Annotated in this window: 20 protein-coding genes; 15 read left to right on the forward strand and 5 right to left on the reverse strand. The window is 49.0% G+C overall.

Annotated features, from left to right (window positions below; translation table 11 throughout):
• Positions 1-40: 40 nt before the first annotated feature.
• From FIU82_RS02805 to FIU82_RS02830, 6 genes are all read left to right on the forward strand, one after another.
• Positions 41-2,917 carry a M14 family metallopeptidase gene (locus tag FIU82_RS02805; RefSeq protein ID WP_152440285.1) on the forward strand — a complete coding sequence of 959 codons (2,877 nt, stop codon included), beginning with the start codon at positions 41-43 and terminating at the stop codon, positions 2,915-2,917.
• Positions 2,918-3,132: 215 nt separating this feature from the next.
• Complete coding sequence (locus FIU82_RS02810) at positions 3,133-3,987, forward strand: HDOD domain-containing protein (RefSeq protein ID WP_152440286.1); 855 nt, start codon at positions 3,133-3,135, stop codon at positions 3,985-3,987.
• Positions 3,988-4,021: 34 nt separating this feature from the next.
• Positions 4,022-4,879 carry a glutamate racemase gene (murI, locus tag FIU82_RS02815; RefSeq protein ID WP_152440287.1) on the forward strand — a complete coding sequence of 286 codons (858 nt, stop codon included), beginning with the start codon at positions 4,022-4,024 and terminating at the stop codon, positions 4,877-4,879.
• 175 nt (positions 4,880-5,054) lie between these two features.
• Positions 5,055-5,771 (forward strand): sortase-associated OmpA-like protein PdsO, encoded by a 717-nt coding sequence (gene pdsO / locus FIU82_RS02820; RefSeq protein ID WP_152440288.1) that lies wholly within the window; start codon positions 5,055-5,057, stop codon positions 5,769-5,771.
• Positions 5,772-5,799: 28 nt separating this feature from the next.
• Positions 5,800-7,899 carry a marine proteobacterial sortase target protein gene (locus FIU82_RS02825; protein ID WP_152440289.1) on the forward strand — a complete coding sequence of 700 codons (2,100 nt, stop codon included), beginning with the start codon at positions 5,800-5,802 and terminating at the stop codon, positions 7,897-7,899.
• Positions 7,892-8,485, forward strand: a complete 594-nt coding sequence (locus FIU82_RS02830) for a class GN sortase (RefSeq protein ID WP_152440290.1) — start codon at positions 7,892-7,894, stop codon at positions 8,483-8,485. The genes FIU82_RS02825 and FIU82_RS02830 overlap by 8 nt, the downstream gene beginning before the upstream one ends.
• Here FIU82_RS02830 and FIU82_RS02835 read toward each other — a convergent pair.
• Positions 8,389-9,333: a DMT family transporter gene (locus FIU82_RS02835; RefSeq protein WP_152440291.1), complete on the reverse strand. Its 945-nt coding sequence runs from the start codon at positions 9,331-9,333 to the stop codon at positions 8,389-8,391. The two genes, FIU82_RS02830 and FIU82_RS02835, sit on opposite strands and share 97 nt — an antisense overlap.
• Positions 9,334-9,455: 122 nt before the next feature.
• Here FIU82_RS02835 and proB point away from each other — a divergent pair, with 122 nt between their 5' ends.
• The 6 genes from proB (at position 9,456) to FIU82_RS02865 (ending at position 15,397) form a co-directional block, all read left to right on the forward strand.
• Positions 9,456-10,562, forward strand: a complete 1,107-nt coding sequence (proB, locus tag FIU82_RS02840) for a glutamate 5-kinase (RefSeq protein ID WP_152440292.1) — start codon at positions 9,456-9,458, stop codon at positions 10,560-10,562.
• An 84-nt stretch (positions 10,563-10,646) separates the two neighbouring features.
• Positions 10,647-11,636 (forward strand): GGDEF domain-containing protein, encoded by a 990-nt coding sequence (locus FIU82_RS02845; RefSeq protein WP_152440293.1) that lies wholly within the window; start codon positions 10,647-10,649, stop codon positions 11,634-11,636.
• 52 nt (positions 11,637-11,688) lie between these two features.
• Positions 11,689-12,048 carry a glutaredoxin gene (locus FIU82_RS02850; RefSeq protein WP_022946500.1) on the forward strand — a complete coding sequence of 120 codons (360 nt, stop codon included), beginning with the start codon at positions 11,689-11,691 and terminating at the stop codon, positions 12,046-12,048.
• A 116-nt stretch (positions 12,049-12,164) separates the two neighbouring features.
• Entirely contained in the window at positions 12,165-13,655 is a 1,491-nt protein-coding gene (gene gltX, locus FIU82_RS02855; protein WP_152440294.1) for a glutamate--tRNA ligase, read from the forward strand.
• A gap of 140 nt (positions 13,656-13,795) precedes the next feature.
• Entirely contained in the window at positions 13,796-14,494 is a 699-nt protein-coding gene (locus FIU82_RS02860) for a DUF3581 family protein (RefSeq protein ID WP_022946498.1), read from the forward strand.
• 132 nt (positions 14,495-14,626) lie between these two features.
• Entirely contained in the window at positions 14,627-15,397 is a 771-nt protein-coding gene (locus tag FIU82_RS02865; RefSeq protein ID WP_152440295.1) for a MipA/OmpV family protein, read from the forward strand.
• Here the strand turns inward: FIU82_RS02865 and FIU82_RS02870 are convergent.
• Complete coding sequence (locus tag FIU82_RS02870; RefSeq protein WP_152440296.1) at positions 15,378-15,926, reverse strand: DUF1415 domain-containing protein; 549 nt, start codon at positions 15,924-15,926, stop codon at positions 15,378-15,380. The two genes, FIU82_RS02865 and FIU82_RS02870, sit on opposite strands and share 20 nt — an antisense overlap.
• On the reverse strand, positions 15,919-17,181 hold the full coding sequence (gene waaA, locus FIU82_RS02875; protein ID WP_152441449.1) for a lipid IV(A) 3-deoxy-D-manno-octulosonic acid transferase: 1,263 nt from the start codon (positions 17,179-17,181) through the stop codon (positions 15,919-15,921). Before waaA ends, FIU82_RS02870 begins: the two co-directional genes overlap by 8 nt.
• Positions 17,182-17,315: 134 nt before the next feature.
• Between waaA and FIU82_RS02880 the strand changes: the two genes are divergently transcribed.
• Positions 17,316-17,900, forward strand: a complete 585-nt coding sequence (locus FIU82_RS02880) for an SIS domain-containing protein (protein ID WP_022946494.1) — start codon at positions 17,316-17,318, stop codon at positions 17,898-17,900.
• Between the two features lie 5 nt (positions 17,901-17,905).
• Positions 17,906-19,351, forward strand: coding sequence for a bifunctional D-glycero-beta-D-manno-heptose-7-phosphate kinase/D-glycero-beta-D-manno-heptose 1-phosphate adenylyltransferase HldE (hldE, locus tag FIU82_RS02885; RefSeq protein ID WP_152440297.1), 1,446 nt, complete (start codon positions 17,906-17,908; stop codon positions 19,349-19,351).
• A 36-nt stretch (positions 19,352-19,387) separates the two neighbouring features.
• Here the strand turns inward: hldE and FIU82_RS02890 are convergent, their stop codons facing one another.
• Positions 19,388-20,914, reverse strand: coding sequence for a capsule assembly Wzi family protein (locus tag FIU82_RS02890; protein WP_253946337.1), 1,527 nt, complete (start codon positions 20,912-20,914; stop codon positions 19,388-19,390).
• 212 nt (positions 20,915-21,126) lie between these two features.
• Here FIU82_RS02890 and FIU82_RS02895 point away from each other — a divergent pair, with 212 nt between their 5' ends.
• Positions 21,127-22,236: a glycosyltransferase gene (locus FIU82_RS02895; RefSeq protein ID WP_152440299.1), complete on the forward strand. Its 1,110-nt coding sequence runs from the start codon at positions 21,127-21,129 to the stop codon at positions 22,234-22,236.
• On the opposite strand, the gene FIU82_RS02900 is transcribed toward FIU82_RS02895, so the two are convergent.
• Positions 22,231-22,956 carry a 3-deoxy-D-manno-octulosonic acid kinase gene (locus FIU82_RS02900; protein WP_152440300.1) on the reverse strand — a complete coding sequence of 242 codons (726 nt, stop codon included), beginning with the start codon at positions 22,954-22,956 and terminating at the stop codon, positions 22,231-22,233. The genes FIU82_RS02895 and FIU82_RS02900 overlap by 6 nt on opposite strands.
• Positions 22,957-22,976 lie beyond the last annotated feature (20 nt).

Below are 22,976 nucleotides of genomic sequence, written 5' to 3' on the forward strand. Positions count from 1 at the left end.
TAGTGAAGGCGACGTAAAACCATAATAAAAAGGTAAATTTATGAAGCTAAACAGGATATTAGCAAGTGCTGCATGGGGCTGTGCAGTGTTTGCGGCCAGTGCCCATGCCACTGTGCTAATGCAGCCCACGTCGGTGCCCGGTGGCGACTATCCCGCGTTACATCAAGGGCAATATGCGGCAAATATCACCCCGGCTAAAGAGGTGCTTGGTTTTGACGTGGGTCAGCGCACCGCCACGCCAGCGCAAATTACTGAGCTGGTAAATAAGTGGGCCGAGCAAAGTGATAAAGCACAAATCGTTGAGTACGCCCGCAGTTATGAAGGGCGCCCGTTGCATTATTTAATGATTAGCTCAGCAAAGAATCTGGCCAATATTGATGAAATTAAAGCGAATATCAGCAAACTCAGCGAACCGGACGCGCTCTCATCATCACAAATAGATACTCTCATTGATTCCACTCCAGGGACGGCATGGATGGCCTACAGTATCCATGGCAATGAATCTTCCGGTGCGGATGCTTCTTTAGCGCTTATTTACCAATTACTTGCCTCACAAGACTCAGAGATAGAATCGCTCCTAGATGATTTGGTGATACTGGTCGACCCATTAATGAACCCCGATGGTCGCGCCCGATTTACTAAACGCCTGCAAGAAAGCCGCAGTGCCGCGCCTAACTTTGACACGCAATCACTGCTGCACAGCGGTTCATGGCCATTTGGGCGGACTAACCATTATTACTTCGACCTCAATCGCGACTTTTACTTTGCCGTAAATCCAGAATCAAAGGGTCGTATACAAGCCATCAATGAATGGTTTCCGCAACTGATGATCGATGGCCATGAAATGGGTGCCTTAGACACCTTTTTAATGGGCCCGCCGCGTGAACCGCTGAACGTGAATATTCCCACCAGTACGCGTAAATGGAGCAAGGTATTTGCCGGCGATCACGCCAGCGCTTTTGACGATAAAAACTGGCCTTATTACACCGGCGAGTGGTTTGAAAACCTCTACCCGGGTTACTCCAACTATGCCGAGTACAAAGGAACGGTACATATTCTATATGAACAAGCACGTACCGCAGAAGATGGCGTGCGCTTAAAAAATGGCAATGTGCGTAGTTACAAAGAGTCTGTTGACCATCAATATATTAGCTCTTTGGCTAACCTTAAGACCCTGCAACAGCACAGCAAGGCCATGTATCGTGACTTTGTCAGTAACCGCTTAGCGCATATTGACCCCGACGGAAAATATGGTGAGCGCAGTTTTGTTATTCTCCCGACCGATAATACCGCGCGCCTGCACAAGCTGATGGATATCCTTGATTTACAGGGCATCGATTATTATGCAACCACTGAAGAGCTTAAGGTACGCAAGGCCAAAAACCACCTCGGGCAGGTGCGTGATGCGACCATCCCTAAGGGCGCTATTGTCATCCCCAATCGCCAGTATGATGCGCCGTTACTGGCAACCATCATGGAGTTTGACGCAGAGTTAAATGATGCGGTGCTATTGGAGGAGCGACAAAAGACCCTGCGTGATGGCAGCTCAATTATGTATGACACCACCGCGTGGAATGTATCGATGATGTTTGGTCTGCCGGCATTGGAAGTACCTGAGCACCTTGATGATGATCTCACCACCTATCAGCGCCCCAGCGAAGCCGGTGTGCAACCTCGTGATAACGCCATTGCTTATGTTGTTGATGGCGCCAGCGATGCCTCTGTGGCGTTTGCCGCGCGCTTACTTGAGCAAGGCGTAAAAGTGCGCGTATTGGCTAAGCCGGGCGTGTTTAACGACACTCGCTTCAACCGAGGCTCAGTGGTGGTCAATAATTATGATAACACCCTAGAGAGCGGCGAGCTGAGCACCTTATTGGATAAGGTGGCAAAGGAAGTCGGCGTGTCTGCCATCGCTATAGACCAAGGTTTGGGTAAAGGAGACTTACCCGATATTGGCGGCGAAAACTTTAACTTATTGAAAGCACCAAAAATAGCCTTTATTAGCCAAAATGGCATTGCTCCGGGCGATATTGGCTCGATGTGGCATATGCTTGATACCGAGCTTGGTATTCGTCATAGCCATTTAAGCCAAGAGATGCTCTCTTACAGCGATCTTCGTGGCTACAATGTCATCATTGTCCCTAGTCGTTGGTATGGTGAGTTATCGAAAAGCCATATTAGCGCTTTGGACAAGTGGGTTGCGCAGGGCGGCACCTTAATCGTTAATGGTAACTCGGCTGCGCAATTAGCCACAGCAGAAGACTTCTCAAAAGTGGCGCTGCTGAAGCAGAGTTTTGAGAGGGCCGGTGAGTATGACCTGGCGCTGATGCGCGAGTGGCAAGCCAAGCAGCAGCGTATCGCCAATGCTGATTTGATTAACGCTCATAAGGTCTCTGCACAATTGAGTTTCCCTTGGGATAAAAGCGACGATGTGAAGCCTTTGAACAAGGAGCAGCTTGAGCGTTGGCATGATTGGAGTGCTGCATTTATGCCTTCTGGGGCGATAGTCGCTGGGCGCACAGATCAAAAACATTGGCTCAGCTATGGGGTTGAGCAGCAGCTGCCGGTATTGGCCGGTGATGTGCCCTTATTTATGGCTAAGCAAGGCGTTGATGCGGTGGTACGCTACGGTGTACTGCAAGAAAACAGCAAGGCCGAGCAGCGCATGATTGGCTGGGCGACTATTCCGCAAGGGCAGGACCTGTACGTGCGTATGAGTGGTTTGTTGTGGCCTGAAGCGGCGCAGCGAATGAGTAATGCCGCTTACCTTACGCGCGAGAAAAAGGGCAATGGCCAAGTGATCATGTTTGCCAATATGCCTAACTTCCGTGGTGCTACTAAAGGCACCGCACGGTTACTGCTCAATGCCATTGTCTACGGCCCTGGGCTAGGCACTGACGCGGTAATTAAACTTTAAACTGGGATGTTTTTAACGAAGCCGAGCACCATGCTCGGCTTTTTTGTGCCCTGCAACTAGGACCAGATGTTATGCATTTTATAATAGTTACTTTGTATTGGTTTTTAAAATTTAATTAACAAAATAGTAGTAAAAAATAACCAGCTAAACTATTATCTCGTTAACGCAAGGTTCAGCTAGTGGATGGCGATAACCCATTTACGAGTGCATTGAATATGATAAATATTGACAGCTCCGTGCTACAAGATGTTGAGCGCGGCTTTAGCTTACCTCCTAAACCCGAGCTGCTCACCCAGCTACAGCATAGCCTTGAACAACCAGAGCCTGAATTGCATGATATTGCTGGGCTCATATCCCAAGATGTTGCCACCTCTGCGGCGGTGTTAAAAGTGATAAACTCTCCTTGCTATGGCTTGGCAAGGTCAATCACTGATATTCGCCAAGCGGTGATGTTTCTTGGTCTCGACAGTATTGCCACGTTAGTGACGGGGTTTTTACTAAAGCAAGCCTACTCACAGCATCAGTGCTGCATCAAGTTAGAGCGGTTTTGGGACACCGCCACGGAAGTGGCTGATATGGCGGTGTTAATTGGCAAAAAGATTAAATCTAGAGTGCCCACCGAAAATCTACATATGCTTGGTTTATTCCATGATGCAGGGATCCCTGCTTTAGCCGTTCAGTATCCGGACTATATCAATGTGTTAGAGCAAGCGAATAGCGATCATAGCCGTAGTTTAGTGGCCTACGAAGAAACGGCTTCTCGTACTAATCATGCTGTTATTGGCTATTACTTGGCCAGTGCCTGGAATTTACCAAAAGACACCTGCCAGCTTATTTTACGCCACCATGATCACCATTTTTTTAATAGCTGCCAAGATGAAACTCTGCGTATGACTATGGCAACGTTGAAAATGGCGGAAAACTTCGTGCATTTACAGCGGCGGTTTTCACCGTCTCAGGATTGGCAGTACTTTGAGACGTCGGCCTTAGCCGTGCTCGACCTCGAAAATGACGATTACCTCGATATTAAAGATGATGTCGAAGAGTACTTTATAGACAAGCAACTATAACCTTTAAATGCCTGGCTAAGCCGTTTTTTGTTGCTTGGCTTTGTGTCATAAAGGCTCTACACTTGGCCGCCTTAGTAACCCTGAGCGCGCTATTTTGTTCCACTCTTCTATCGGTATTTTCGACTCTGGCGTGGGTGGTCTTGCCATTGCCCAACAAGTGCGACAATTGCTGCCCCAGTTTGATATTCACTATGTTGCGGACAGTGGCTTTATGCCCTATGGCGACAAAAGCCCCGAGCAAGTGATATCAAGGTGCTCGCGAATTACTTCTTACTTATGCGAGCATGGGGCCAGTGCGATTGTTTTGGCTTGCAATACTGCGACGATGGCAGCCATTGATACCTTACGAGCACAATTCACGCTGCCTATTGTGGGTGTTGAGCCCGGCGTGAAACCGGCATTATCATTGAGCAAAACCAAGGTGGTTGGGGTGTTGGCAACGCCCAATACCGTGGCTTCGCCACGATTCATTCAATTGTGTCAACGCCAAGGCGAGGCCTCTGGGCGTATTATTTTCCAACCTTGCCCTGAGCTGGCACGCACCATAGAGCAATTGCAACTGAGTGGCAAAAAGGTGGAGCAACTGCTGCACAGCTACGCGCATCCCTTGATTGACCAAGGCGCCGATGTTTTGGTGATGGGCTGCACGCACTATGCCTTTATTGCTCCTGTTTTGCGCAAGCTATATGGCCCACACATTGATGTGCTGACCACCGAGCAAGCGGTGGCCCTGCAACTGCAGCGGTGCTTACCCAGCCAAGCAATCAATCCGGCCTCTAAAGTGGGGGAAGCACGCTTCGCAACTTCCGCTTGCCCCGACTATTTTCATCATCAGCTGCGGTGTTTATGGCCGCAAAACGTCTCTACAGAGGTGATTTCACTGCCATTTTAAGCTGGCGCTCAGACTTGCCATTTTATTGCCATAATTGCCCTTCATTTTTCCTTTTTTGCTCCCCTTTGTTGCCACTGTGTCTTGTTTTAATAACTCCTAAGCAAGACAGCACAGTCACCAACCACTTTGTTGCTTGCAATACACCAACCAAATTAAGTATTGAAGGATGAAGACGATGAAAAAACAATTACTTGCAACTGCACTTATTTCGACCCTAATGGCTGCACCGGCGATGGCGAAAGAGCAAAAAGAAATGGCCTCAGAAACTGCATGGGGACTTGGCACGGGCGCAACCATTGGTGCCGTAGTCGGTGGCCCGATTGGCGCTTTCGCAGGCGCATTTATCGGCGGCATCATCGGCGAGAAAGAAGCTGCAGAGAACACCGTTGAATCACAACAAGTGATGCTCAGCCAATATAAAGACACTGACCAACAACTACGTAGCACCTTAGACCGTAACCGTTCACTGACGGCGCAAATCGACGCATTAGAAAATGAACAAAACCGCTTAGAACAAGCGCGCATTGATAACTTACTGGCAATGACGGTGCAATTTCGCTCGGGTTCGTCGCGTATCGAGCCACATTTCGCCGAGCAGCTCGACCAGCTCGCTTTAATCCTTAAGCGTAAACCAGAATTGAGCCTGAACTTGAACGGCTATGCCGATGTCCAGGGTGATGAAAGCGCAAACCTGAGTTTATCGCAGCGTCGTGCTGATGCAGTACAGGCTTACCTTGTTGACCAAGGCGTGAGTGGCGAGCAACTTTATGCTCAAGGCTATGGTGAGCAGAAACTGGTCGATAACGGCAATGAATATGAAACTAACTTCTTCGATCGTCGCGTAACATTAACGGCCCGTGGTGCGACGCAAAGCCAAATGGCTAAAAACTAAGTTTGCCAATCATCACGAGGACCCGATTATGTTGAGTAGTCCTAGCAAAGTGCTCACAGCTCTCGCTGTGGGCCTTTTTTCTCTACTTCTATGTTCGCCAGCTTTAGCCAGTAATGATAGTCATGCAAACAACAAAGCGCAGCTGCGCTTAAGTGATGCGCATGGCACCCATGTAGCGCCCGGAGTGTTACTGAATACGCAAGCAAAAATGCGTATTACTGGGTTAATTAACCATGTTGAGGTAACGCAAACTTTTATCAATCGTCACCCGTTTGCGGTCAATGCCCAGTATGTGTTTCCGCTACCCAGTGAGAGTGCGGTACACGCCATGGTTATGACTGTGGGAGAGCGCAAAATTGTCGGTAAAATTGCGGAGAAACAAGCGGCGGAGCGTCAGTATCAAGCGGCTAAACGTGCCGGTAAGCGTGCGGCTCTAGTTAACCAGCAACGTGCCAATATGTTTACCTCGCGACTGGCCAATCTTGGCCCCGGTGAGCAAGTGCGCATTACCTTGCAGTATCAAGAAATGGTGTCTTTACGCGATGCCCAGCTCAGCGTGCGTTTGCCGATGACCTTCACACCGCGTTATCATCCAAGGCAGTATCGTCTTGATGGGGCTGATAAGGTTGCAACGCTTAGCAGCCCTGAACTAGAAACGACTGCAGGGGCGACCGCAGGGGCGACCGCAGGGGCGACTGCAAGAGTGGCAGCAGAGTTAGTGTCAGGCTGGATGAGTCCGCGTTTTGCTCAACAAGCCACCGGTCAACAGCCACTGACCAATACACAGCCGAAGTTGCAGCTGCAGGTAGATATCGATTTTGGCCTCGCACTGCACAGCATTCGCACCCCTCATTATAAGGCGGATATTCGCAACCCTAGCTTTGGTCGTTACCAGCTTTTAGTAAGTGACGAAAGTATGAACCGCGATTTTGTGCTGCGCGCCAAAGTGGAGCAAAGCGACAAAGCACGTGCCGCTTTCTTTAGGCAGACAGCGCAAAGTGGTGATTATGGGCTGTTAATGCTGCTCCCACCGAGCGACGAATTTAGCGCTCAGCAGCGTTTAGCGCGAGAGCTCATTTTCGTTATTGACAGTTCCGGCTCAATGCATGGCAGCTCCATGCAGGCGGCAAAACAGGCACTGTTTTACGCGCTGGACAACATGAATGAAAATGACAGCTTTAATATCATCGACTTTGACTCTACGGCGCGTTTATTCCGACCCAGTGCCGTGGCGGCTAATGAGTTTAACCGCAATGAGGCAGAGCGATTTGTTTATAACCTTGACGCTGATGGCGGCACCGAAATAGCTGGTGCGCTGCATCACGCGCTAGACGCTAAGCAACACCCGGGGTTTGTTCGTCAGGTGGTGTTTTTGACCGACGGTAGCGTGAGTAATGAGCAAGCGCTGTTTGATTTGATCAAAGCGCGATTAGGCGATAGCCGTTTATTTACGGTGGGCATCGGCAGTGCGCCCAATAGCTACTTTATGCGCCGCGCTGCGCAAGTGGGTCGTGGTAGCTACACCTTTATTAGTGATGGCTCTGAGGTGCAAGCGCAAATGCAGGCATTGATAGCACGCCTTGCCAACCCTGCACTGAGAGACTTGCATCTCGCTGGGGCGCGCAGTGGTGAATTAGATTACTGGCCCAAACCGTTACCGGATCTTTATTTTGGCGAGCCGTTAATGGTTGCAATTAAGCTCGACAGTCAGCAGCAAGATATCCACATTAACGCCACGTCGCAACATGGTCCATTACGTCTGAGTATGCCAATGCATGAGAGTGCGCGTAATTATGAGCGTAGCGAAGCCATTGCGAGAGTTTGGGCGCGTCAACAAATAGCTTCACTGTTACTTTATAATGAACAGCAAGCGGTGCGTGAGCAAGTCTTGGAATTAGCGCTAAAGCATCAGCTATTAAGCCCATTCACCGCCTTTATTGCGGTTGATGAAACACCAGCTAAAAGCCCGGCAATGCATGATGAGCAAGTGCCTAACCCTGTGGCCCAGGGGCAGCGTCTTATGCGCTTTGCGCAAACAGATGGTCAGTCATTGTGGCATGTACTACTGGGCATGGTGCTGATGGTGATTGCATCCGCTTGGCTTAAAGTGCGAGGTCAACATGCGTAAACAGAAGGGGCGTTACGCCCTTTATGGGGTGTTTGCATTGGGGTTGTTGCTCTTTACTCAAGGGGGCTATGTACAAGCCAAAGCATGGTTGGCTCAGCACCTTATTGAGCGAGCTTGGCAGCAAAGCCTGGTACGCCAAGGCGCCGCAGTCGCGCCTTGGTATTACGCTGATACCCATGTGGTGGCAAAGCTCAGTGTGCCGGACTTAGCGCTTGAGCGCTATGTGCTGGCCGGAGCCAGCGGCCGAAATTTGGCGTTCGGCCCCGCTCATGCTTTGGCCTCGAGCCCATTAGGCAGTGATGGTAGCAGCGTGATCGCTGCGCATAATGATACCCACTTTGCTTTTTTACGCCATGTGCAGGTGGGCGACACACTGGTGTTGTCGCTCGCTGATGGTCGTCAATTAAGTTATCGCATTGAGCAAAAACAAGTGGTGCACCAGGAGCAGACCGCAGCGGCCAGTGCTCCCGGTTTGCATCTGGTGACGTGCTACCCTTTTAATTCGCCCGCCTCTGGCACGGATTTGCGCTTGTTGGTTTCTGCCTCATTGGTTTCTTCCTCTTCCAAGTCAACGACAATCGCCTGATGTCGTTGGCTTATCATCACCCCAGCGAACACCACGGCAATGCTTAACCATTGTCCTAGGGTCAGTACCTCGCTGAGCACAATGGCAGAGAGCAACAGGGTAAAAATAGGGATCAAGTTTGAGTAGGCGGCAGCAGTGAGCACCGACACTTTACTGATGGCATAGTTATACATGCCATAGCCGCCAAGGGTTACAAAGGTGCCTAAATAGAGGATATGAGCAAAGGCAATGGGATCATGGTTCTGCGGCACTTCTACAAAAAGCAAAAATGGCGCAAAGAACAGCGAGCCTGCTAACCCTTGCAAGGCAATCAAGCTCAGCGGTGAGTAGCGCGCCGCGAGGTGTTTTACGCTCACAGTGTAATAAGCGGCGCAGAGCATCGCCAGTAGCTCCAAGGTGTTGCCAACAATGGGGTTGGGCGCATGCTCAGAGGCAGGAGAGAGCATGGTGAGCAAAATACTGCCACCGATACACAGCGTAAAGCCGACAATAATGGCGCGGCTGATACGCTCCTTGAGCATAAAAAATGCCAGTACAGCAACAATCAGCGGTAAACACGACACAATAACCCCTGCCTGTGATGCTGAGGTGTGCTCCATAGCGTGGCCTTCGAATAGAAAATACAGGCAAGGCTCGGCTAAACTCATCGACACAAGGTACTTCCAGTCACCCTGGCGATAATCAAAACGCGTAATAAAACGCCACAAGCATAGGCTTACGGCTAGAGTGGTGAGCATACGCAAGAAAATAACCACAGCTGGGTCGTACACGCCAATGGCATACTTTAGCGAGATAAAAGAACTGCCCCATAAGAAGGTGGCAATAATTAAACATAAGCTTGCAGGCATAAACAAACGTGGGGTTAAGCAAAATTGCGGCGATGCTAGCACACTTGAATTAATTTAACTTGTTTGTGCGCCTAGTCCTAGGGTAATAATTAGTCATCATTTCCACAAAGTGAAGCAATGAAGTGCAAACTATTGTCGTTAAGTTGGGCACCAGCGTGCTGACCAATCATGGCCGAGGCCTAGATAAAGCGCACATGGTTGATTTAGTGCGCCAGTGCGCGCAATTGAAGCAACAAGGCCATCGTATAATTATCGTCACCAGCGGGGCGATTGCAGCGGGGCGAGAATTATTGGGCCGCCAGCCTGGTACTGAGACCTTGGCCCAAAAACAGATGTTAGCTGCGATAGGGCAAAGCCAGCTGCTGCATACCTGGCAAAGCCTATTTGCGCTTTATTCAATTGCCGTGGGGCAAATGTTACTGACACAAGCGGATTTAGAAAACCGCGAGCGCTACCTCAATGCTCGTGATGCGTTGCTAGCTATATTGCAAGAGGGAGCGGTGCCCATCATCAATGAGAACGATGCCGTCGCAACCACACAAATTAAAGTGGGCGACAATGACAACCTCTCCGCTAAGGTAGCCATATTAGCTTGCGCTGATACCTTGTTATTGCTAACTGATCAGCCTGGATTATTTACCGCCGATCCGCGCAGCCACCCCGATGCCGAGCTGATTGCGGAAATCCGCCATATTGATGATCAGGTAAAGGCGTTAGCAGGAGGTTCAGGCAGCACCGTGGGCACAGGGGGGATGGCTACTAAGCTGGAAGCTGCGAGTATTGCCCGTCACGGTGGTGTGGATGTGGTCATCAGTGCAGGACACGGCCAGAATGTCATTATAAATTGTTTGCAGCAGCAAACAGGCACCCGGGTATTGAGCTTAAAAGCACCTCGGCGCAGTCGCAAGCTGTGGTTGCTAGCAGGGCCGATGAGCAAAGCCAAGGTGGTACTCGATGGCGGTGCGGCAGCAGCGATTGCAAAAGGTGGGGCCAGTGTGCTTCTGGTTGGTATAACGCAATTAAGGGGGCCGTTTAGTCGTGGTGATGTCATCACTTTGTGTGACGAGCAAGGGCTTAACTTAGGCAAAGGCGTGGCGAGATATGACAGTGTGGCTGTGGCCCAATTGCTGGCTCATAAAGAGCAAACTATCGTCGAAACCTTGGGCTACAGTAATGGCGCTATGCTGGTGCATCGCGATGATTTTATCAATTTCACTGACAGTGTTTAGCCTGCACACAGTCATTGTGCACTGGGCACAGAACTCTTTTTGTTCGTCTACACTTAGGAGAATCAAGCTGCAAAACAAGCGCCTATGCAAAGTAACTCCTGTGGTCATCAATGGATCATTCGTCTAACGCAGCAACAAAGTGAACGTGCGTTGGATGCAGCGCTTATTGATATACTTAGCCAGGTGTTTGCCGATAACAATTTTGCTCTGTACATGAATAAACAATTTACTTCGCAGGGCCGCATACGATGTAGCTATTCAGGGGGCTCAGCCGCAATACTCAATGATGAACAAGCTCAGCAGTTAGTGGCAAAAATTGATGCTGAGCGCATGCGCATTAGTGGTAGCCAAGGACAATATGTGTACTTTCCTATCTACCATCTTGGTGCAGTGATAGGTTTTGTGCAAAGCAGCAGTGACTTCGCGCTGACGCATGATTCCCCCTTCGTGATCACTAATATTCTTAATATTTACGCCAACCAGCTGTATTTACTGTATCGCTCGCGATTAGACCCACTCACTGAACTGCTTAACCGGCAAACTTTTGACTCACAGGTGATGGACATCATCAATGGCGACGGCTTTGCTGAGCGCCGTGACAATGAACTTGAGCGCCAATGGTATCTTGCCATGTTCGATATTGACCACTTTAAACGCGTTAATGATACCTACGGCCATGTGATTGGTGATGAAGTTATTATTCTCGTAGCGCGAATTTTAAAACAGAGCTTTCGCAGTGAGGATTATGTGTTTCGCTATGGAGGCGAAGAGTTCGCCGTACTATTGCTATGCGATAATAAAGACCAAGCGATGCAAGTGTTAGAGCGACTGCGCGCAACTGTGGCAGATTTTACCTTCCCGCAGGTGAAAAGGTTGACTATTAGCACTGGCTTTTGTGCTTTTGATGATACTTCAATGGTCCCTGAGCTGGTGCATAAAGCCGACCTAGCTCTTTACAGTGCGAAAAATAATGGCCGCAACCAAGTGGTCGATTTCCATAGCTTAAATATTCCTGATAATCCCAAGGGTGCAGGCGACGATGATCTAGACGACGATATGTTGGAGCTATTTTAACCACTTTCAGAGCGTGCTAAACTCTGCGCCGAATTTTTCTGTTCGAGTGCTTATGAAGTTTGTACGTTGGTTGCTAGGCCGTATTATTTTGTTCTTTAATTTTGTCTTTACTCCGCGCAGTAAAAAACGTCCTGCTGAAGCGCAGCAGCAGTTAGATGCGCAAACCGCGAATATGGCATTGTATCAGTTTCACGCCTGTCCTTTTTGTGTAAAAGTACGCCGCGCGATTAAGCGTAACGGCCTAAAAATACAAACGCGGGACGCTAAAAACAATGACACTTACCGCCAAGAGCTTGCTGAGCAAGGGGGCAAAGTAAAAGTGCCATGTTTACGTATTGAACAAGACCAGCAGGTGCGCTGGTTGTATGAATCATCCGACATTGTTGCCTACCTTGATGATTTAGCTGCTTAAGCAACCATTCTATTTATCGTTAACGCCGCAATTGCGGCGTTTTCCACTACGAAGTTTTGCCCCTTTGTGCTAGCATTTGCAGCAAATTTTTGTTGCTAATTGAAAGAGAAGCTAGCATGACTGACCACACCTGTGTTCGCACCCGTGTTGCCCCTTCACCTACGGGTGACCCGCACCTAGGCACTGCCTATATTGCCCTGTTTAACTACTGTTTTGCCAAGCAGCAAGGCGGTGAATTCGTATTGCGTATCGAAGACACTGACCAAGTGCGCAGTACCGCAGAATCAGAACAGGCGATCATGGACAGCCTACAATGGCTAGGCCTGCAATGGGATCATGGACCGGATGTCGGTGGTGAGTTTGGCCCATACCGTCAGTCAGAGCGCTCAGAGCTTTATAAAAAGTATGCGCACCAGCTCGTGGAGCAGGGCAAAGCTTTTTATTGTTTTGCCAGTGCCGAAGAGCTTGAGCAAATGCGTGAGCAGCAAATGGCCGAAGGCTTGCGTCCTAAGTACGATGGGCGTGGGTTACTTTTGAGCGAAGAAGAAATTCAAGCCAACCTGGATGCTGGTAAGCCTTATGTGATCCGCATGAAAATACCGGAGCAAGGCACCTTTACTTTCAATGACTATTTGCGTGGTGAGATTGAAATCCCATGGGAAAATGTCGATATGCAGGTGTTATTGAAGCAAGATGGTTTCCCTACTTACTTCTTAGCTAACGTGGTGGACGACCACCACATGAAAATTAGCCATATTTTCCGTGGTGAAGAGTGGATTAACTCGGCACCAAAACTGCTGAAACTGTATGAGGATTTTGGTTGGCAAGCGCCGGTATTAGGGCATTTACCTTTGCTGCGTAACCCTGATAAGTCAAAGCTTTCAAAGCGCAAAAACCCAACGTCTATTAATTACTACAAGGAAATGGGCTTCCTTCCTGAGGCCGTATTGAATTACTTGGGTCGTATGGGTTGGTCGATGCCTGATGAGCGAGAGAAGTTTACCCTCGCTGAGATGATTGAACACTTTGATATGAAACGTGTTTCTTTGGGTGGTCCAGTATTCGATGTGGAAAAGCTAAAGTGGCTGAATGGCACTTGGTTACGTGAAGAGTTTAGCGATGAGCAACTGATTACGCGTTTTGTCGACTGGAAATATAACGCTAATACGCTAAAGCGCATATTACCTGAGGCGAAAACTCGTATTGATACACTCTCTGACTTAGTCGACTTGGCCGGGCATTTTGTCGCCGGGATGCCTGAATATGACCCTGCGCTATTAACCGATGGTAAAGCGCCAGAAGATGTGGTGCGCCAAGCACTGCAGTTCTTTATTTGGGAGTTGGAAACACTGCGCACCTGGGAAAAGTCAGCGATCTTTGCTATTGCGAAAAAAGTGGCGACCTTCCATGAATTGAAGATCAAAGACTTTTTAGAGCCTATTTTTGTTGCTATTACGGGCAAGAAGTCATCTACATCGGTGATCGATGCGATGGAAATTCTTGGCTCTGATATGTCGCGAGCACGGTTGCGTGTAGCGCTAGGGCACATTGGTGTATCTAAGAAGCAAGCGAAGAAACTAGAAAAAGCCTACCGCGATTTTAACTAAGCATTGGCAAAAAGACAGCCGCAGCCTGTTATGCTGCGGCTTTTTTGTGCCTTTTTTCCATAAATTGCAACAGATTCGACCTCTCCATGCGTAAATTTTGTTACACTGCCGCAGTTTTTTTGAACTAAAGCAGAGCAGGTATGTTAGAGCAGTTTTATCAAGACTTTGGTACCCATGTGTGCATTTCTCGTGAGCAAGGCAGTCGATTTGCTAAAGCGGTCGCCGATGACTTCAACCCGTTACATGATGTCGAGGCGAAGAAATTTTGCGTGCCTGGGGATTTACTGTTCTCGGTGGTACTCGATAAATATGGAATTAATGAGCAAATGCACTTCACCTTCGCCAATATGGTCGATGAGGGTGTAAAGCTAAGCATGCCGCAAGGAGAAGCACAGTTCGATATTAAAGACGGCGACAAATGCTATCTAAGCGTGCAGCGTGAGGGCGAAAACAGCCAATGTAAAACCCTGACCAATGCGTTGATCAAAAACTATGTTGAATTCTCGGGAAAGGCCTTTCCCCATGTGGTTGTGCCACTGATGGCAAAGCAAGGTGTAATGATTAACCCTGCGCGGCCAATGATCATTTATGAATCAATGAGTATTCATATGGATACTCTAGCAGTAACGGCTCCTGAATTGCGCGAAGCCGAGCATGTATTTACCTACGAAGGTAAGCGCGGCAAGATTATTTTGCGCTTTGATTTACTGGCTCAGGGTGAAGTCGTGGGTCGTGGAGAAAAGCATATGCTGGTCTCGGGGATTCGTGAGTATTGTCAGGACACGGTGGATGAACTGATACGCGGTTATAACGAACGCAAAGCGGCATTGAAACCGTAATAAAGCACAGATAGAAAAGCGCCTGAAGGCGCTTTTTTTGAGTCTTTTTTCGCATCCAGTGACATTTGGCACAGGTCGAATGGGGTGTTGCTCTTTACAGTGACATTTCAACCACATCACAGGATACGAACAATGAAAAAAGTATTGAACGCGGCATGGTTCTTGTTAGTCGCCGTGCAGGCTCAGGCTGAGCAGTCTACTCAATGGCAGGTCACCCTCGGTGCTGGCGGAGCCATTATCACAACCCCTTGGGCTGGAATGGCAACACAACATCAGTCACTGCCGTTTGTAAGTGCTCAATATGGACGTTGGCGCTTTGGTGTTGACCAAGGGTTGGTGAGCTACCGCGTGTTGGATAGTCAAGTCGGTATTGATATGGGCCTTAACTTTCGCGATCCCAGCTACGACAGTGTTTTGTTATATAAAAGCGACCTTTCTGACGACCCTGTATTCACCTCTTATGACGACCCTAGTGGCGAGCTGGTCGCAACTATGGCGCTCAACTATCATGGCTTTTCGGCCCGTTTTGCCCAAGATATTAGCAATGAATCCAGTTCGCTGGCGGCAAACGTTTCCTACACGCTGTCTCCTTGGGCGTTGAGTGATAAGCTCCGGGTACACACAAGATTCGGAGTTCGGTTGCTCAGTGAAGATTATACCCAACATTTTTATGGTGTAAGTAAGGTGCAAGCTGCCCCACAGTATGGGCGCACGGAGTATCACTCCCAAGGCGCTATCAACCCTTTTGCACGTATTGCCCTGAGTTATCAATTCGCACCGCAATGGCAGGTAGTGGCCGCTTACCGAGGCGAATTCTGGGACGATGAAATTTATCACAGTCCCTTAGTATCGACACATTATACGCACCAGTTAATGGTCTTTTTTACTTATCGGCTGCGTTAGTGCAGTGTTGCAACAGTTGCTGCCAAAAACGGCTACCTTTACGCCGAGCCAAACGAATGTTGTTTTCGGGAATACTTTCAGGGTCATCGTACTGTGCGAGTGCCTGCTCCATACTGTGTTCGCGAATAATATGTAAGGCCGGGTAGGGCGCGCGATTAGTGTAATTTGCGGCATCCTCAGGCTCGGCGCCAGCAAACACATAGTGAGGATGAAAGTGGGCTAATTGATAGGTGCCCTCAAATCCCTGTGCGACTAATAAGGCATTGGCTAAATCTATCAGCTCGAGAAAATCATCAAAGTCGTTAAAACCCTTAGCAAAAATCACCAAGGTGGTTTCAATGTCGCTATCGTTATCAAGCACACGACACTGCTCTAGGGTGTCAAGCACCGCCTCATCAACGCTAACGGCATCACTGGGATGATAATGAATGCGTTGGCTTTCGACTTCTTTGCGAGCAAACGGGCAAAAGTTGTATTTAACAATGACCGCACTGACCCATTCACGCATGGCTGCAACACAGTTAGACATCAGTGTATTCCTCTATAATCGCCAATGTTTTCGCTATCGCCCCTTGGTTTTTCTTCACCACATTAAGACCTATGGCGCCCATTTGTTGGCGCTTATGAGGGTCATGGCTGAGTGCAATCAGTTGTGCTGCTAAGTTATCGGCTTGCACTTGCTGCGCACCGCCTTGGTTGATGAGCTCTGGGTAAACGTGGGCAAAGTTGAAAGTATGGGGGCCAGTTAAAACTGGAATGGCGTGGGCGCACGCCTCTAATGGATTGTGTCCGCCGCGCGCGATAAGACTGCCGCCGATAAAAGCGAGGTCAGCGCAGCCATAAAGCATGGTCAGCTCTCCTAGGGTATCTGCGAGCATGACGCTCTGCCCTTGGTAGTCGTTGTGACTACGACGACAAAAATCATAATTCTGCTGTTTAAGCACGGTGGCAACATTGTCAAATTGCTCCGGATGACGCGGAGCAATGATCAGTAAAGCCGAGGGCTGCTGCTTCAGTAATTCCTGGTGTGCTTGAAGGAGTAATTCCGGCTCGCAAGGGTGAGTGGAGCCGGCAATCCAAACAAAGGGTTTATTGAACTTGTGACGCAATTGCTGAGCTTGTTGTTGGTGCTTTTCGCTGACGGTGATATCGAACTTGATGGAGCCGGTAACATGCACTTTATGTTGGGCCAGACCCAGCTTTACAAATCGCTCGGCGTCATCATGATGGTGGCAGGCAAGCACATCAATATGGCGCATTATATCCCGAGTGAGGGGAGCTACTTTGGCATATCCGTTGGCGGATTTCGCCGACAGCCGCGCGTTAATAATCACGGTCGCTAAACCTGCTTGTTTCGCCTGCTTTAATAAGTTCGGCCACAGCTCGGTCTCTATTATAGACAGTACTTTTGCTTGTGTACGACGGATAAAGCGCCGTTGACACCAAGGCAAATCGAACGGTAAGTAGCAGCAGCTTAAACGTTCTTGGCTTATGGCGTCGGCGAATAAAGTGGTGATTTGCTCACGCCCGGTGGGGGTGTTGCAAGTAATGATTAAGCGGTACTTGGCACCGAGCAAGGCTTTTATCAGAGGTGCGCTGGCAAGTACTTCACCGACTGAGGCGCAATGCAAAATAATATCGCCAGTGGCCTGAGTGTAGCCAAAGCGCTCGCCAAAGTGTTGGCGATAACCAGGGTTTTTGCGACCACGCAAATAATATAGGTATACCCAGGCTATGGGGATCAGTAGTACTAAAACGAGCGAATAAAGAAAACGGGCAAACACGATAAAGCCTAATTGTGAAATTCGACTAAAGTGTACCGCAGGCAATAGGGCAAGCCAAAGCTTGGCTGACAAAAACGTGCATTTATCAGTACTCTTTGGAATAATGCCGATAAACCCGTGAATGAGGACGCTTTATGGCTAATATTGACAACGCCGCCAACACTTACCTCGATAGCCTTGCGCGCCACCGCGCACTATTCGACACCATGGAACAATACCAACCGCAAGTATCGCAATTGTTGAGCGCCTGTCATCAGGCACTAGCTGCTGGTGGTAAGGTGATCTGGTTCGGTAATGGTGGCAGCGCCGCAGATGCACAGCACCTCGCTGCAGAGTTTGTGGTGCGCTATAAAAAAGAGCGCGGGCCACTGGCATCCATTGCCCTGACAACGGATACTTCCATTTTAACCGCGCACTCTAACGACTATCATTTTGATACTGTATTTGAGCGTCAAGTTCAGGCGTTGTGTAAACCACAGGATTTGGTTATTGGCCTGACGACTTCAGGAACCAGCGCTAATATCAATCTTGCGCTCCAAGCGGCCAACGACATTGGTGCTTATACCGTGGCTTTGACTGGCCGTGAAGGCGGCACCGTTAAAGATATTGCTAAACTTCCCATTATCATCAGTAATGATGAGACCGCGCGTATCCAAGAAGCCCATATGTTTATCGGCCACTGGTTGTGTGAAGCCCTAGATATGCTAGTGGCGGAGTAAGCAACATGGATTTAGGTCTGTTAAAACAGCTGCACAATGCCAAGGTCTTGGTGGTTGGGGATGTCATGCTTGACCGATACTGGCATGGTGACTCCGGGCGTATTTCCCCTGAAGCGCCGGTACCGGTGGTCAAAGTGAACCAGCTTGAAGACAAAGCCGGTGGCGCTGCCAATGTCGCCAAGAATATCGCGCGCCTTGATGGTCAGGTAGGCCTGCTAGGGCTTATTGGTGAGGATGAAAGTGGTCAAATTCTAGAGCGCATTCTTGCTGATGAACACATTGACTCACAGTTAGTCCATGCTGTGGAATTGCCGACGATAGCCAAGCTCAGGGTGATTAGTCGACACCAGCAAGTGGTGCGCCTAGACCAAGAAGAACAGTTTTCTAAAGAGCATTCGCAGTTATTGTTGAATCGTTTAGAGCGTGTGGTGGGTGACTATGATTTCATTGTTTTCTCAGATTACAACAAAGGCTCATTGACGCTCATTGAGGCCATGATCCGGGTAGCCAAAGACGCGGGAAAAACCGTATTGGTAGATCCTAAGTCGCCACAGTTAGGCTTATACCGTGGTGCCGACTACATCACGCCTAATTTAAATGAGTTTAAGCTCGCCGGTGGCGATGCCCGCAGCGAGCAGGCATTGACTGATACGGCGCGGGCATTAATAAAAGAGGCGGGAATTGGCGCGATGTTGCTGACTCGCTCAGAACAAGGTATGTCGTTGATTAGTGCCAGCGCTAAACACGACTATCCCGCACAAGTGCAAGAAGTGAGTGATGTCACAGGTGCTGGCGATACCGTAATCGCAACTTTAGCGGTGATGCTCGGGGCAGGAATGCCAGATTCTGATGCGGTAGAGCTGGCCAATTTAGCAGCGGGTATTGCTGTGAGTAAGCTAGGTGCGGCTACCGTGTCGCCTGAGGAACTCAGTGCTAAGCTAGGGCAGTACCTGCGTGCAAATGGCGAGCATTACCAAACGCCTTTTGAATCCGTAATCCAGCATATTGAGTTTGCGAAACAAAATGGTGAGAAAATTGTATTCACCAATGGTTGCTTCGATATCCTCCACGCCGGTCATGTGCGCTATTTGGCACAAGCGAAAGCCATGGGAGACAGGCTCGTTGTTGGCTTAAATACCGATGACTCTATTGCCCGGCTGAAAGGGCCTGCACGTCCTATCAATCCTTTAGCTGAGCGGGCCATGGTATTGAGTGCGCTGAACTCTGTGGACTGGGTGATCCCTTTCGGCAAAGAGTACGAGGGCGACACGCCAGCAAAACTGATTGAGCAAATCAGCCCGGATATCTTAGTCAAGGGCGGAGACTACAAAGTAGAAGAAATTGCAGGAGCCGAACATGTGCTGCGCCATGGCGGCCATGTTGAAGTGCTGGAGTTTCTCGATGGTTGCTCAACTTCCAACGTGATTGAGCGAATTAAAAAAGGACAGTAAAAAAGGAGCTACGGCTCCTTTTTTGATGAGTCAGGTTTAAAAGTTGTATTCAAACTTTAGGTATGCGCTGGTGTCTGTTTCTGAGCCCTCAACGGTATCATTGTTAGCAACAACGCCACCCACAGTGAAACGTCCTTTCATAGCTAAAAAGCGATAGCGAGCTTCCAGCTGCTGGCTATCAATCGGTGTTTTGGTAATGCTATGACCAAGGTCAGGGTTGTTGGGGTAGCGATCGCTGTCGTCACTGTTAAAGTCGATTTGGCGCAACTTGACTTGCCAGTCATGACCATTACTTTGTTGGCCTAAAACAGTAAATACCCAAGATTGCGTGTCGTTATCGTAAGCCGAGCCAATAGTCCGTCCCTGATAACGATAGCCGGATAGATAAATTGAGTGCTCATAATAGCAGTTTTCAATATCCGGTGCTTCGGCGGCACAGCTGACGCCAGTATCGATATATTCCAGGTTAAAAGTCAGGTTTTGCGCGAATGCATATGCGCTGGTTTGGGCGCCAAAGACATAGGCTCTGTCTGCCGGTTTAAAGTAACTGCTTGCATCTTCTCCAATTGTGCTGACATACAAGGCATAAGGCTGAGAAAAAAGCGTGTCTGACCAACGTACATCGAGCCCCGCAAGTTGGTTACCGAGTTTGGTCTCCTGCTCAGAGGTACAGCTGTGAGCGCCATTTGCACATTCGGTTTTACCTAAGATCATATCAACAAAGTCTCCTAAGGAGCTTGGCTGGCCTTCACCTGCCCATTGCGCTGACCACGATAAAGCGACTTCAAGTTGTTGTAGCGGGCGGAAATTAACGCGGGTGCTCCATAGCATCGCATCAGGTTCGACCCGTGTTGACTCAAGTTGCGCCATCTGTGCGGTAAATGACCAAGGACCAATCCAACTTAGCCACGGCGTCTCAAACGCGGTGGCCTTTTCACGGCTCACACTAATCGCTGGTAGCGGCTTGGCGTTGGTGGACATAATCAAGCTGTTATCAATACCCGGCCCCCAAAACTGCTCAACCGCACCGGCACGAAATATCCAGTTTCCTAAACGATAAGCGATATAACTGTGATCCAAAGTCGTGTCATCACATTGCTCGAGTGCTTGCTCATTGGCCACGATATCCGCTTGGCCTTTATCTTTGACATAACAATTACGTCCGTCTTCGCGGTGATTAACTGCTAGTTTTGCCGCAAAGTTCTCTCCCAAGTAGCTGTAACTTGCAAGCATTTCTGTTTGCTGAGAGTGGCTCATCCCAAAACTGGTGACTGCACGGGGATCGGTGGCTTTAAAGCTATGCACTTGAAAGTTGTGAGGTTGGCCATTTTCGGATTCAAAGCGGTGACGCACGCGCAGTGCCGCATCTTGAAGCTCAGCACTTAATGATGCAACCGGTGCCGCGCGCAACTCGTCGATAAAGCTATTCCACATAAGTGGAAATGTGGTTACCGGGGCTGAGATTACACCGGCATCGGCAAGGCGTTGGATATCTGCACGAAGACCATAATCATCAGGCTTAACCCAAGGCTCAGCAAAAACTGAAGAACTAACTAAACACAAAAAAGTGCATAATGAAGAAGTAGAGAAGCGCACGTTATTAGTCCCTAATACAAAACGAGCGGGTAGTCTACCAAGCTAATAGTGAGTTTGCAGCAGTTGAAATACGCTTTGATAATTTATTAAATATTCAATACAGCGACCGTGAGGGTATCGAAAACTACATCAACCCCCTATATAATGAGGCGATTAACGCAAGCCAGAATGTGGAGTAAATGGAACATTCCGAGCGCATTAGCCCAATAGCACCAACAAGTGTAAAACGGCTGCTATTCATTCCGGTCTCATCCACTGAAGGTATCGGCGAATATATACGTTCTCTAACCCTAGCCCTGAGTTTAAAGCAGCGCTACGCGGATGCTATTGATGTGCATTTTGCTCTTAATCAGCACACCAAGTACGCCAGTACCTGTCCCTTCAATACCACCTTACTGGCGCAGTCGCCGACAAAAGAAAATACGCGTGTGTGTGCGTTAATCCAAGATTATAAGCCTGATGTCGTGATTTTTGATTGTGCTGGAAGAGCCTCGCAGATGCGCAGTGCCCGTGCAGCGGGAGCTCAGGTTGTGTTTATTTCTCAGCACGCTAAAAAGCGCGCCAAAGGGCTCAAGCTAAATCGCGTTGATTGTATTGATAAGCACTGGGTGGTGCAGCCAGACTTTTGCATCGAACCACTAAGTTGGTTGGAGCGCCTTAAAATTCGCTGTTTCAACTTAGTTGAGCCAATCAACATAGGCCCTTACTTTGCGCTCCCTGATGCTCAATCAACGCGACAAGCAATGGCCGATAGAGGGGTTCAAGCGGGCCAATACGTTGTTGTTAACGCCGGCTCAGGCGGGCACCTGAGTGAGCAAGGGGTCTGTGCCGATGTGTTTTATAAGGCTGCACAAGAGTTAAGTGAGCGCTTAAATATCCCGACCGTGGTCGTATTTGGGGCTAATTACCCTGACGCTTTGCCAGTATCGAACGACCCCTTGGTGCATGTTGTCGGTGGCTTGAGTAATGCTGAGTTTATTGCTTTACTGGCTAATGCCAAAATGGGTCTGCTGAGTGCCGGCGATGCTTTATTACAAGCGATTGCTTTGCAGCTCCCTTGTGTTGCCGCGCCCGTTTCTAAAGATCAGCCTAAGCGCCTAGCAATGTGCTCTGCACAGGGGTTAGTGCATGCTGCGCCGTTAAACCGTAACACGCTGACTGCACAAGCGGTAGCACTGCTCAATGATGAACAGCAGTGGGCAAGCATACAAAACGCTTTGCAGGGGCGTGCGCAATTGCATAGCCAAGATTTCATTGCCAAGCAATTTCAAGAGTTGTTGGCGTTATAGAGCGTTTAGGGTATCGAGGTAAGCTTGCTCTAAGCGTTGCCAATGGTGTTCTTGCCAATGAAAACTGGGCTGTCGAGCGGCTTCTTTAGCGAAACTACGTTGTAAGCGGGCGATATTCTGCTGCTGCCATTGTTGCTTGGGAATGCGCAGCTCGCCACGATCAAAATCGATAACATGGGCCTGGTTGTCAGCGCCAAACAAAATATTATTAATATTTAAATCGGCATGATACACCCCGGCTTGATGGAAGCGAGCCAAGGTGGTGCCGATATGGCTTATCAGTGTATCTTCTAGGGGCGCGGCAACTAGCTTTTCACACAAACTTTGCGCCCCTGGTAGTGCCCGGGTGATAATATCGCCTCGGTAAATTAAGCCGCTGCGGCGAACAAACGCGGCAATGGGCTCCACCACAGGCAGGCCTTGCTCATGGAGCTGGCAGGTGAGGGCAAACTCTTTATACACTCGGGTGTTAGCGAGTCCGGTATAGAGATATTGATCGCTCAGCACCTGACCAATTAATCCGCCGCGCCAGTAGTGGCGAAGCACTGCCCGTAAACCCTGATGTTCGAAAAAATAGGTGGTTGCTCGGCCACTTTTTTGTGCATAGACCTTATTTTGCCGCAACCAAAACGCTGGCTCGAACCAATTTTCCTGCACAGATTGCGCTGGGTATTTGTACGTTAATAGCGTGTGCTTGGAAGAAAGTGGGCGAGTATGCATGAGTGTTACAAGGCAAACAA

The organism is Pseudoalteromonas sp. THAF3 (genome assembly GCF_009363775.1).
GTDB classification, from domain to species: domain Bacteria; phylum Pseudomonadota; class Gammaproteobacteria; order Enterobacterales; family Alteromonadaceae; genus Pseudoalteromonas; species Pseudoalteromonas ruthenica.

What these genes read in the sequence shown, in the direction of transcription:
- FIU82_RS02805 (WP_152440285.1), top strand. Translation starts at nt 41, where the DNA reads ATGAAGCTAAACAGGATATTAGCAAGTGCTGCATGGGGCTGTGCAGTG.
- FIU82_RS02810 (WP_152440286.1), top strand. Translation starts at nt 3,133, where the DNA reads ATGATAAATATTGACAGCTCCGTGCTACAAGATGTTGAGCGCGGCTTT.
- pdsO (WP_152440288.1), top strand. Translation starts at nt 5,055, where the DNA reads ATGAAAAAACAATTACTTGCAACTGCACTTATTTCGACCCTAATGGCT.
- FIU82_RS02825 (WP_152440289.1), top strand. Translation starts at nt 5,800, where the DNA reads ATGTTGAGTAGTCCTAGCAAAGTGCTCACAGCTCTCGCTGTGGGCCTT.
- FIU82_RS02830 (WP_152440290.1), top strand. Translation starts at nt 7,892, where the DNA reads ATGCGTAAACAGAAGGGGCGTTACGCCCTTTATGGGGTGTTTGCATTG.
- FIU82_RS02835 (WP_152440291.1), bottom strand. Translation starts at nt 9,333, where the DNA reads ATGCCTGCAAGCTTATGTTTAATTATTGCCACCTTCTTATGGGGCAGT.
- FIU82_RS02845 (WP_152440293.1), top strand. Translation starts at nt 10,647, where the DNA reads ATGCAAAGTAACTCCTGTGGTCATCAATGGATCATTCGTCTAACGCAG.
- FIU82_RS02850 (WP_022946500.1), top strand. Translation starts at nt 11,689, where the DNA reads ATGAAGTTTGTACGTTGGTTGCTAGGCCGTATTATTTTGTTCTTTAAT.
- gltX (WP_152440294.1), top strand. Translation starts at nt 12,165, where the DNA reads ATGACTGACCACACCTGTGTTCGCACCCGTGTTGCCCCTTCACCTACG.
- FIU82_RS02860 (WP_022946498.1), top strand. Translation starts at nt 13,796, where the DNA reads ATGTTAGAGCAGTTTTATCAAGACTTTGGTACCCATGTGTGCATTTCT.
- FIU82_RS02865 (WP_152440295.1), top strand. Translation starts at nt 14,627, where the DNA reads ATGAAAAAAGTATTGAACGCGGCATGGTTCTTGTTAGTCGCCGTGCAG.
- FIU82_RS02870 (WP_152440296.1), bottom strand. Translation starts at nt 15,926, where the DNA reads ATGTCTAACTGTGTTGCAGCCATGCGTGAATGGGTCAGTGCGGTCATT.
- FIU82_RS02880 (WP_022946494.1), top strand. Translation starts at nt 17,316, where the DNA reads ATGGCTAATATTGACAACGCCGCCAACACTTACCTCGATAGCCTTGCG.
- hldE (WP_152440297.1), top strand. Translation starts at nt 17,906, where the DNA reads ATGGATTTAGGTCTGTTAAAACAGCTGCACAATGCCAAGGTCTTGGTG.
- FIU82_RS02895 (WP_152440299.1), top strand. Translation starts at nt 21,127, where the DNA reads ATGGAACATTCCGAGCGCATTAGCCCAATAGCACCAACAAGTGTAAAA.
- FIU82_RS02900 (WP_152440300.1), bottom strand. Translation starts at nt 22,956, where the DNA reads ATGCATACTCGCCCACTTTCTTCCAAGCACACGCTATTAACGTACAAA.